This is a genomic window from Phyllobacterium sp. (assembly GCF_037994405.1).
In the GTDB taxonomy this organism is placed as follows: Bacteria; Pseudomonadota; Alphaproteobacteria; order Rhizobiales; family Rhizobiaceae; genus Phyllobacterium.
In genome coordinates this window covers 1-9,916 of sequence record NZ_JBBNAN010000242.1, presented here as the reverse complement: position 1 = coordinate 9,916, position 9,916 = coordinate 1, and the positions used below count along the sequence as shown (strand labels likewise).

Genomic DNA, 9,916 nt, shown 5'->3' with positions numbered 1-9,916 from the left:
GATTCAATTTCGAGTTGGACAAATACGTCAGAACGACTATATTGTCAATACGAGATTCGATTGAGCAGAAAAAAGGGATACCGAATGGCGAAGATTGATCCAGCACGCAGGGCGGCATCGTAAAGTTAAAAACCCAGTTCTGATGTCGGGGTGAGTTCCGGCGCATTTATGACTTTGGTGCTGGTTTCAGGGGGCGTTGAGGCATGCGAGTTCACGCCAGACATTCATCGCCTGGTTGCGCGGATCGCGATGTTCGCCAGATGAGATGTTGTTGCGGGGAAAGTGGAACAGGTTGGCGATCGGATCGTGGATGGAGACGAAGCGTTGAAACTGTCGTGCTGACTTGAAGCATTTCATAATCCTCTCCCGTCGCTCGGCTGATGCGAATTCTCTGCCCGGTTATTTCAGCCCCTTGTGCCGGCGACGCTCGACACCTGGCATGATCTGCCGCTTTGCGGCGGCATAGGAGCCTAGTTTGTCAGTGATCATTACACGTGGTGAACAGCCCTGCTTCTGCAGCAGCTTTCGCATCAGACGCTTTGCCGCCTTGGCATTTCGGCGGCTTTGCACCAGAACGTCGAGGACGAAGCCGTCCTGATCCACGGCACGGGGGCAAGAATTCCTCGGCATTACGATTCCATTCGACCTTGTAATAAATCCATGGCGCGATCAGGAACACGAGCCCGCCGATGTACCGCCAGATCGATTCCGCGGGTGGGATGCCGTAGTAGCTCGTGTACAGCAAAGCTGCGCCGCCAAGGCTCAAAACGAGAGCGCGAGAGGCAGCTTTTTCCTGCTTGAGGTCATAGTGGTCCATCTCGATGGTCGAAATATAGTTCTGCACTTCGTGCGGTAGGTCTGAGGATTCAGCGGCTGGGTGACGATCCTGCATCCTGAACGAATCAAGCTGGCGCTTCTCTGCCTCAGTCATATTCCCAGTTGCTGGTCATCTCAGCAGCGACCTCCCCGTAGGCGCCAGCCGCGCGATAACCGGCGGGGCGACGAGATAGGTCGAAAGCTGTTCCTGTGCGGCTAGCCATGCTGGGTTGCTGATGAGGTCCTTGGTGAAGGATGCATGGGCGGCGGCGTTGTCGAAACGCGAGAAAGATACCACGACATTTTCGCCGAGGCGTAGCGGCAGGCGGGTGAAGGTGTTTTCGCTATGCTCGGAGGCGAAAAGGGCAATGCGTTGTTCGTCTGCCGCCTGAAGAACTGGCGCGAGGGTTTGCTGAAAGAAGGCGAGGAAGCCCTGTTCGGCAGGCGAATTGAGCTTGTAGGTCACCGCCTGGATGATGGCGGGCGACTGATCAGTGGAGCCCAGGCGGGGCCGTTCGGCGGGAAGCGCGAAGCCGCCGGAATCGCCGGCGGTCCGCAACAGCAGGACGTCGTCCGAATCGATCATCGTTGCATTGGCAGAATTGCGATGTTCACCCCAGACCGGGCCATCATAAAATGCAGACAGCGCGTTATGGCGAGCTTCCATGTCTTCGAAACCGCGGAGCCATACGAAGGCATCCGGATCATCGAGGTCCCTGAACTGGCCGATGATCTTCATTCCGCAAAACTCCTGTCCCTCCAGAAAATGCGTGTCGAACAGTGCAATGAGATCGTCGCGGCGTCCGGGATGCAACGTATAACGGCGCAGTTCCACAATCGCGCTGTGACGCGGGCTTTCGCTGATGGGTGCGGGGTTGGCGGCTGGTGCAGTGATAGACATAAGGTTCCCCTCCGGCATAAAACAAACAGGTTGTCCTATTTTAAATAAGACCGGTTGCCCTGTTTTGTCAATTTGTTATCCTGTGACGGGAGGTGAAGGCAGAACATGACACAGGACAATACGGACAGGCCCAGACGGACCAACAATCCGCAGGCAATGCGCGGGAAGATTCTCGACGTGGCTGCGGATCTCTTCCAGCGACAGGGTTACAACGCCACCAGTGTGCAGGATGTCGTGCGTGCGGCCGCGACGACTGGCGGGGCGCTCCACCATCATTTCCCGACCAAGAAAGCCCTGGGTCTTGCCGTCATTGCCGAAAGGGTGGCGCCGGAGGTCGACGAGACCGCCATACGGCCTGTCGCCACTGCTTCGTCGGCTGCGGCGGGTATCCGCAATGTGTTCAACGGCGTCGCCGATACGCTGGAGCGCAATCGCGCGGTAACAGGATGCCCGCTCAACAATCTCGCACTGGAATTGTCGCTCGCGGATGCGGATTTCCGTGAGGCGGTGAATAGTGTCTTCGAGCGATGGCGGATCGCCCTGTCGCTCAGATTGCACTCCGACAGGCCGGATATGGACGTGTCACGGGCGCACGATCTCGCAACGCTGATCGTTGCAAGCTATTCCGGTGCCATGGCGATGGCGAAAGCAAGTCAGAGCGCCGAGCCGCTGCGTGCCTGCGCCGTGCAACTGGAAACGCTCATGAGCTAGCCGGGCATTCGTCCTGGGACCTTTGCGAAAATCTCGCTGAGCCAGTCGGCGAAAGCGCGGACGCGCGAGGAAAGCTGGCGGTTCTGCGGGTAGAGCACCGAGACACTCATCGACGGCGGCGGACAGTCCGGCAATACCACCTGCAACGTGCCATCCGCCAGCTCCGCGGCGACGCGGTAGCGGGGAACCTGGATGAAGCCAAGCCCGGCTACGGCCGAAGCCGTATAGACTTCCGCACCGGTCACCGCGACGTGCCCGGCAAGCGTTACCAGTTTCAGACCTTCCTTGGTGTTGAATTCGAGCGGGTAGGGCCTGCCTGTAGTGCTCGAAATGAAGTTGACGGCCAGATGGCCGGCGAAATCCTTCCAGTCCTTCGGTTCGCCGTGGCGGGCGAGATAGTCGTGGCTGGCACAGGTGACTTGCTCCATCTGCGCAACCCGGCGACCAACCATCGACGAGTCCTGCAGATCACCAGCTCGCAAGACGCAGTCGATGCCCTCGCGCACCAGATCGACCAGCCGGTCGCCCTCGCCGATACTGAGTTCCAGCGCCGGATAGCGCGCCAGAAAGGCGGGCAGGGCCGGAATGACGAAATGCCGGGCGAGCGTGCCTTGCAGATTGACCCGGAGCAGGCCCTTCGGTGCGGCATAGCGAAACGATCCCTCCGCTTCCTCCATATCGGCAAGGAGACGCAGGCAGCGATTGTAATAAGCCTCGCCGTCGAGCGTCGGGTTGACCTGGCGCGTGGTCCGGTCGAGCAGCCGTGTGCCCAGCCGGTCTTCCATGCGTTTCATCGCATTGGTAACCGTGGCGCGCGGGATGTGCAGATCGTCAGCGGCACTGGTGAAGCTGCGCCGCTCTACGATGCGCACAAAGATCTGCATCTCCTGAAAGCGATCCATCGCAGAACCTGTCCAATCCATTGTTATAGAAATTCGAATAGTGATGCCAAATATTGGCTAATTATCGCGAATTTCGTTTGAAGCATAGTGTGGTCATTGTCAACACGAACACGGAGTTCAGAACAATGACACAGGTTCAAAAGCAGGTTGCCATCGTCACCGGCGCAGCTCGTGGTATCGGCGCAGCCGTTGCGCAGCGCCTTGCAGCCGATGGTTTTGCCGTGGTGATCAACTATGCCAGCAGCTCGGCCGAGGCCGATGCGCTCGTTGAAAAACTCGAGAAGGCCGGTCATACGGCGATTGCGGTTAAGGCTGACGTTTCGAAGGCGGAAGATGTCCGTGCAATGTTCGATGCAACTGAACAGAAGCTCGGCAAGATCGATGTTCTGGTCAATAATGCCGGGATCATGAAGGTCATGCCGCTGGCGGAGACGAGCGACGCTGTTTTTGAGCAGACCTTCGCCATCAATGTGCAGGGCACGTTCAACACGTTGCGCGAGGCGGCAACGCGCATGAACAATGGCGGGCGGATCGTCAATTTCTCCACCTCGGTGGTCGGCACAAACCTGCCCGGCTATGCGGTCTATGCGGGTACCAAAGCGGCGGTCGAGACTTTTACCCATGTATTCGCCAAGGAACTGCGTGGCCGAAACATCACCGTCAATGCCGTAGCCCCCGGGCCGATCGCCACCGATCTCTTCCTCACCGGCAAAAGCGACGAACTCATCGAGCAATTCAGCAAGGCGGCGCCGCTCGAACGCCTCGGCCAGCCCGAAGACATCGCCAGTGTCATCTCGTTCCTTGCCGGTCCTGATGCCGGCTGGGTCAATGGTCAGATCCTGCGTGCCAATGGTGGCCTTGTCTGAAATCACTCCTTTCATCCCCAAGCCCATAGAAGGAATACGATCATGAAATCAGTTGTTCTGGTTACCGGCGCCGGAAGTGGCATTGGCAAACTCACCGCCGAATCCCTGGCCGAAGCCGGACATATCGTCTACGCCACCATGCGCGACGTGGACGGCCGTAACAAGCAGCGCGCCGACGAGATTCGCGCCTGGACCAAGGCAAAGAATGTCGACCTGCGCCCGCTTGAACTCGACGTCCTGTCGCAGGAATCAGCGGACGCAGCAGTGGACACCATCGTCAAGGAGCAGGGCCGTCTCGACATTGTCATGCAGAATGCCGGTCATTTGGTGATCGGTCCAACCGAGGCCTTCACGCCGGAGGAGATCGTCAAGGTCTTCGACACCAATCTTCTCGGCGCGCAGCGGGTGAACCGCGCAGCTCTGCCGCAATTACGGGAGCAGGAGTCCGGACTGATGCTCTGGATCAGCAGTACGACCACGAAGGGCGGGTTCCCGCCGTTCATGGGCCCCTATGCGGCGGCAAAGGCAGCGATGGATTCACTTGCCATCACGCTGTCCTATGAGATCGCACGCTTCGGTATCGAAACCTCCATCGTCGTCCCGGGTGCCTTTACCAGGGGTACCGCGCATTTCCCGACTGCCGGCAAGCCCGCTGACGAGGGGCGGGCCGCTGCCTATGATCGCTATGACGGGATCATGGATCAGGTCGGTGAACGGTTGAGCGCGCTGACACCGGAGGATGCCAATCCCAAGGCTGTGGCTGATGAGATTGTCCGCATCGTCGGTTTGCCAGCCGGCTCGCGTCCGGCCCGTTCGATCATCGATTTCGTCGGCGATGGTGCAAAAGAAGTCATCGAGCTTGCCGAAGAGGTGCGCATCGATTTCGCCCGCCGTATTGGCATCGCCGATCTGCTGCAAGCGAAAGTGATGCGAAAGGCCTAATGCAAAAACCCGAATGAGCATCAAAACGAAACCGGCTGCGGCCCCCCAACTGGGGCCGTTAGTCTTTTGTTATCGACTGATTAGATGCCGCTCGCCGGATGGAATTTGGCGATCTGCATGGAGGTCACGGCCCTGTCTGATGTCTTGTCTTGGTGCCGGATCCGCTGCGGGCTGTTCAGCGGGCTCTCGTAGCTGCATCGACAACAATATTGCAAAATTCGGCGCATCGCGGTTGGATGGGGATAGCATTCACGGGCTTTCGTTCGGACGATGCCCGGCTTTATCTTTGTGGACGAGAACAGGGAGTCCGCCATGTGCCGCAACATCAAAACGCTGTTCAACTTCGAACCACCGGCGACCAAGGACGAAATCGACGCTTCCGCGCTGCAGTTTGTGCGCAAGCTCTCCGGCTTCAACAAACCATCTCAGGCGAACGCGGAAGCCTTTGACCGCGCCGTTGTAGAAGTTTCTGATGCCGCACGGCGGTTACTTGCCTCCCTGCATACACAGGCTCCGGCGCGCGATCGTGCCGTCGAGGCCGAGAAGCTACGCGAGCGCTCGAGGGCCAGATTCGCGTAGACCCAACAGGCGGTAGCGCACTCTCGGTCAACGCCGAAAGGCACCAAAGCAATACCGGCGGCCCTTTGTCAGGGTCGCCGGGCTATAGGATAGTCGGTGGAATTAGATGCCGCTCGCCGGATGGAATTTGGCGATCTGCATGAAGGTCACGGCCTTGCCGGTGAACTTGTTGGCATCTGCAACGGGCAGGTTCTGCTGGAAGCCAGCCGTATAGACCGTCGTCGGTGCCTTGCGCATCGAGTTGTTGCGCAGGACCGCCGGCACCACGGCCGGAGCCGTCTCCGCGACCTGCTCAGCCGACAGGGCGCGATCTGGAACGTCTGACGAGACCAGGATCGCCTTGGCGCTCTGATCCTGGGCGGTCTGACGATGCGGCTTGGCCTTTTTCGCCGTCGTCATTACGCCGCTGTCAAGCATGGCAGTCGGGTCGCCCTTTGCCGCGAGCATGGTCCGGCGCAGCGAGGGCTGCGGTTCAACGGATGCTATCTGCTGGTTTTGATGGCCGCCGGGTTGGACACGCCCGCTCGTGATTTCCGGCGCCGGCAATTCCGCTGGAGTCTGCAAATCTGAAACAGCGTCGCCACTATCCGCATCGGCCTGTGCGATGATCGCTTCTGGCGTCAGACTGTCATCGGGAACGGCGATGACGTCCGCAGGCGCAATCTGTGCAGGAGCTGCCGGACGCTGGCTGGGCACAACCGAAGCAACCATCATGTCATTATGTTTGGGCTTGTCGAAGGGAACTGGCACGAGCGCGTTGGCCATTTCTGGCTGGGTCGGGGCAGGTTGCGAATCGTCAACATTGGCTGCGATCAGATCGCGGATCGCGCCGGCACTATCCTGTGGCTTGGGCGCGGGCACGGCCACCGTCGCTTCGTTCTGGGCTAGCGCATTGAGTGTCGATGCATCTGCCGGTGCGGGGGTGGGGGCATAGTCCGGCCGGCGCAGCGGCACCGGTACGACAAAGGTGAGAGCCTGATTGTCTTCCGCAGTCATTTCGACCGGTGCCTCAGGACGAGGCGCTGTTAACGGCGCGGTTGCCTCGCGCGCTGGAAGATCAGGGGTGATGACCTGCGGCTGCGCGCGCGCCGTGGTAGGAGCCGGGACTGGCGCAGGCGCTGCGGCCGGCGCCTGGGCGCCGCCTTCGTCGCTTTCTTCTGCAACGGCTGCCGGTTTCGCTGCAACGGTGCGCGAGGGTTTCGCTGCCGATGCTACAGCAACTGAACTCTCGCCGGTATCCTCTTCTTCGTCGGCGCCGCCGCCAAAGAGCATGCCGAACAGCGTCTTGCCCCTGCGCCCGGAACTTGAACTGGCGATCTGGATCGAGCCTCCGCTGCGCCTGCGCGCTTCGTAGGCGGCAACGGCCTGCTCATAGCCGGGCAATGGCCTGCCGTCGGATGGAACATGCATCGTCTTGCCGTCCGGGAACACGGCAAGCAATTCCCTGCGGCTCATGCGCGGCCAGTGGCGCACATTGCCGACATCGGTATGGATGAATGGCGAACCTGAACGCGGATAATAGCCGACGCCGCCCGCTTCGAACCGCAGCGCAGTGGCCCGCAGGGTCGCAAGCTTCACACCCGGCAAATACCAGTCCATGGCTTTGCCGAGCATGTGCTGGCTCTTGCGTGCAACACCGCGCGAACGGGAGCGGAGCATGGAATTCGTAGCCGGCGAACGATAGGCGGAAACGACGTGAATGTAGTCGCTGCCACCGACCCTATTATAGACTTGCCAGACGAGATCGAAGAGGCGGGGATCCATCTTGGTCGGTTCGTTGCGACGCCAGTCGCGCAGGAATTGATTGAGCTTGTTCAAGCCATCCTGCTGATACCGTCCATTGCGCTTGAATGTGATTTCGGCACGCTCATTGGTATGGACGAAGAAGAGCTTCAAGGTGCGCGTTTCGGCGAAGGCCTCGGCAGATGAAATCAGCATTGACAGGAAGATCATGAGGGGACCGAACCAGCGGGCCAATAGAACGGAAACACCCTTCGAATTGCCGCTCTGCGCATGACTCACGTTTGACAATATCGTTCCAATCCTGACCGTTTTCCAACCCCCGAATAGCCGGACTATCCGATTTATTGGTTAATGACCACTTTATTGATGCACAAAAGCATCGGTCTTCAATGTCAATGAACGCGTCCCCAACGACGGCAATCTACCAAAAAGTACAACTTCAAGTCGAGATTATGGCTGAAATTGCAGATGCTTGCCCCCCAAGCTCTGATTTATGACGCGGATTTCATGATTTTGTGATCTTTCGACTGGATTGGTGCGCAAAAATCGCTCAAAGGAGGGCAAAAGACGCCCGTTTCAGGAACGCATCCATGCCGCCGACGCCCCGGCAACCCTTTCCAGTACGGCCATTACCTCCGCAGCCCGCAACGGCGTGCTGCTCATGCTGCTCGGCATGCTGATGTTTTCGTTGAATGACGTCATGGGGAAGTGGCTAGTATCGACCTATTCGGTCGGTCAAGTGGTGTTCATCCGCAGTGTCGCGGCATTGATCGTTCTTGCACCATTTCTATGGATTGGCGGCCCAAGAAAGCTTGTTGAGGTGGAACGTCCCGCCATGCAAGCTGCGCGCGTGTTCATGTCCACCGCAGAAGTCTTCGCCTTTTATTTCGCAGTCTCTTATATGCCGCTTGCCGACGTGATGACCTACTGGCTGGCCGTGCCGATCTATGTGGCGGCCATCTCGCCGTTTATCCTGGGGGAGCCTGTCGGCTGGCGGCGCTGGAGCGCGATCATTGTCGGCTTCATCGGCGTGATCATTGCACTCGAACCGTCGTCGCAGGCATTGACGCCGCAGGCAATCATTTCCATTCTCGGCAGCATGACATTCGCGGCCATGCTGCTGCTCGGCCGATCCCTGCGCGGTACGCCGGACACGACCCTGGTCTTCTGGCAGATTGTTGGTGCTGGACTTGCGGGACTGGCCTCCATCAGCGTCGAATGGACGCCAGTGAGCGTGCGCGATCTTTTCCTGTTGGGGCTGCTTGGTGTTGTCGCCATGCTCGCCCATGTTCTGGTCAACAGGGCACTCAAACTCGCGGATGCCGCGACTGTGGCGCCGCTGCAATATACGCTGTTGTTATGGGCGATCCTGTTTGGGTGGTTTGTCTTTGGTGATGTGCCGCGCACACCGATGCTGATCGGTGCGGGCTTCATCATTGCATCGGGCCTCTTCATCTTCTTCCGCGAGCAGCAGCTGAAAAGCCAAGGCCGCATCAAAGCGCCTGCGGAGACCGTCGTTACGGGCTCAGGCGACAGCGTCTGAGCCCGGGCGCTCTCGTCAAGCGTTGACAGAAGCCTCGGTCAGGGAAGCACCGAGTGCGTCGAGGAGGTCTTCGGTACCTTTCCTCCGCAGCGAAGGATCGTCGAAATCGTCGAGATAAGCACCCTGTTCGGTGAGTTTGAACCTTGTACCGGTGCCTTCCGGCGTCAGTTCAATCGTTGCCAGCGAAACGGAGATCCGTTTGTCGCCAATATGCATATCGTAGCTGTAGACGATACGTTCATTCTCGATAATGTCCTGATAAATGGCGTCAAACCGGTGGCTTGGGCCGTCGGCGGGCGCGACACTGTTGGTCTCACGTCCGCCGACGCGAAAATCCATCTCGTGATAGTTGGTTCCCCATTCCGGAGGTCCAACGAACCATTTTTCCTTGGCCTGCTTGTCGCTCAAGGCAAAGAAAACGCGGGCAGGAGATGCCGAATAGCTGCGTTCGATGACGAAGGTGTCGTGTGTCACGGATCGTTTGGTCATTGATCTAGCCTTTTTCCTGTTCGGCAAGAAAGTCGCCCAGCCTGTCGAGGCGTTGCTCCCAAGTCTTGCGCCGGTCCATCATCCAGTCTTCGGCCGTCTGCAACGCCGCCCACTCGATGTGGCAGGTGCGGACACGGCCGATCTTCTCCGAACGAACCAGCCCGCTTGCCTCCAGCACCTGCAAATGCTGCACCACCGCTGGAAGCGACATGGTCAACGGCTCGGCGAGTTCACTGACCGATGCTGGCCCGCGACTCAGCCGTTCGACCATGAGGCGCCGTGAGGGGTCGGCGAGAGCATGGAACATGAGGTCGAGTGGTGTCGTTTGGTTAAGCATATACTTAAGTATCGTGATCCGTGCAAACTGTCAATCGTTTTGTCGTCGCAGGCAAGCGAATTGCCTCCGGCAGAACGACTCAAATAT

The 9,916-nt window shown here is 58.9% G+C and carries 10 protein-coding genes and 1 pseudogene; 5 read left to right on the top strand and 6 right to left on the bottom strand.

The annotated features are described in order from the left end of the window. Positions 1–186: 186 nt before the first annotated feature. Together AAAC48_RS13720 and AAAC48_RS13715 are read right to left on the bottom strand one after the other, a co-directional pair. Positions 187–609 (bottom strand): annotated as a pseudogene (locus tag AAAC48_RS13720) (transposase); the annotation flags it as partial. 337 nt (positions 610–946) lie between these two features. Next, complete coding sequence (locus AAAC48_RS13715) at positions 947–1,717, bottom strand: NIPSNAP family protein (RefSeq protein WP_340654708.1); 771 nt, start codon at positions 1,715–1,717, stop codon at positions 947–949. Positions 1,718–1,822: 105 nt separating this feature from the next. Here AAAC48_RS13715 and AAAC48_RS13710 point away from each other — a divergent pair, with 105 nt between their 5' ends. Beyond that, entirely contained in the window at positions 1,823–2,428 is a 606-nt protein-coding gene (locus AAAC48_RS13710) for a TetR family transcriptional regulator (RefSeq protein ID WP_340654707.1), read from the top strand. On the opposite strand, the gene AAAC48_RS13705 is transcribed toward AAAC48_RS13710, so the two are convergent. Next, positions 2,425–3,330, bottom strand: a complete 906-nt coding sequence (locus AAAC48_RS13705; protein WP_340654706.1) for a LysR family transcriptional regulator — start codon at positions 3,328–3,330, stop codon at positions 2,425–2,427. The two genes, AAAC48_RS13710 and AAAC48_RS13705, sit on opposite strands and share 4 nt — an antisense overlap. 125 nt (positions 3,331–3,455) lie before the next feature. On the opposite strand from AAAC48_RS13705, the gene AAAC48_RS13700 reads away from it, so the two are divergent. The 3 genes from AAAC48_RS13700 to AAAC48_RS13690 all read left to right on the top strand — a co-directional run bounded on the left by AAAC48_RS13700 (position 3,456) and on the right by AAAC48_RS13690 (position 5,717). Next, the gene (locus tag AAAC48_RS13700) at positions 3,456–4,196 is read left to right on the top strand and encodes an SDR family oxidoreductase (RefSeq protein ID WP_340654705.1); all 741 of its coding nucleotides are present in this window, start codon (positions 3,456–3,458) and stop codon (positions 4,194–4,196) included. A 42-nt stretch (positions 4,197–4,238) separates the two neighbouring features. Continuing rightward, positions 4,239–5,138, top strand: coding sequence for an SDR family oxidoreductase (locus AAAC48_RS13695; protein ID WP_340654704.1), 900 nt, complete (start codon positions 4,239–4,241; stop codon positions 5,136–5,138). Positions 5,139–5,450: 312 nt separating this feature from the next. After that, positions 5,451–5,717, top strand: coding sequence for a DUF2277 domain-containing protein (locus AAAC48_RS13690; protein ID WP_340654703.1), 267 nt, complete (start codon positions 5,451–5,453; stop codon positions 5,715–5,717). 102 nt (positions 5,718–5,819) lie between these two features. On the opposite strand, the gene AAAC48_RS13685 is transcribed toward AAAC48_RS13690, so the two are convergent. After that, the gene (locus AAAC48_RS13685) at positions 5,820–7,739 is read right to left on the bottom strand and encodes a DUF882 domain-containing protein (RefSeq protein ID WP_340654710.1); all 1,920 of its coding nucleotides are present in this window, start codon (positions 7,737–7,739) and stop codon (positions 5,820–5,822) included. Positions 7,740–8,046: 307 nt separating this feature from the next. On the opposite strand from AAAC48_RS13685, the gene AAAC48_RS13680 reads away from it, so the two are divergent. Next, a complete protein-coding gene (locus AAAC48_RS13680) occupies positions 8,047–9,003 on the top strand; it encodes a DMT family transporter (protein WP_340654709.1) in 957 nt (318 codons plus the stop codon). A 15-nt stretch (positions 9,004–9,018) separates the two neighbouring features. Here AAAC48_RS13680 and AAAC48_RS13675 read toward each other — a convergent pair whose 3' ends face one another. Continuing rightward, positions 9,019–9,492, bottom strand: a complete 474-nt coding sequence (locus AAAC48_RS13675) for an SRPBCC family protein (protein WP_340654702.1) — start codon at positions 9,490–9,492, stop codon at positions 9,019–9,021. A 4-nt stretch (positions 9,493–9,496) separates the two neighbouring features. Continuing rightward, positions 9,497–9,829 (bottom strand): metalloregulator ArsR/SmtB family transcription factor, encoded by a 333-nt coding sequence (locus tag AAAC48_RS13670; protein ID WP_340654701.1) that lies wholly within the window; start codon positions 9,827–9,829, stop codon positions 9,497–9,499. Positions 9,830–9,916: the final 87 nt, after the last annotated feature.

Coding starts and splice junctions, on each gene's coding strand:
- AAAC48_RS13715 (WP_340654708.1), bottom strand. CDS start 1,717: ATGTCTATCACTGCACCAGCCGCCAACCCCGCACCCATCAGCGAAAGC.
- AAAC48_RS13710 (WP_340654707.1), top strand. CDS start 1,823: ATGACACAGGACAATACGGACAGGCCCAGACGGACCAACAATCCGCAG.
- AAAC48_RS13705 (WP_340654706.1), bottom strand. CDS start 3,330: ATGGATCGCTTTCAGGAGATGCAGATCTTTGTGCGCATCGTAGAGCGG.
- AAAC48_RS13700 (WP_340654705.1), top strand. CDS start 3,456: ATGACACAGGTTCAAAAGCAGGTTGCCATCGTCACCGGCGCAGCTCGT.
- AAAC48_RS13695 (WP_340654704.1), top strand. CDS start 4,239: ATGAAATCAGTTGTTCTGGTTACCGGCGCCGGAAGTGGCATTGGCAAA.
- AAAC48_RS13690 (WP_340654703.1), top strand. CDS start 5,451: ATGTGCCGCAACATCAAAACGCTGTTCAACTTCGAACCACCGGCGACC.
- AAAC48_RS13675 (WP_340654702.1), bottom strand. CDS start 9,492: ATGACCAAACGATCCGTGACACACGACACCTTCGTCATCGAACGCAGC.
- AAAC48_RS13670 (WP_340654701.1), bottom strand. CDS start 9,829: ATGCTTAACCAAACGACACCACTCGACCTCATGTTCCATGCTCTCGCC.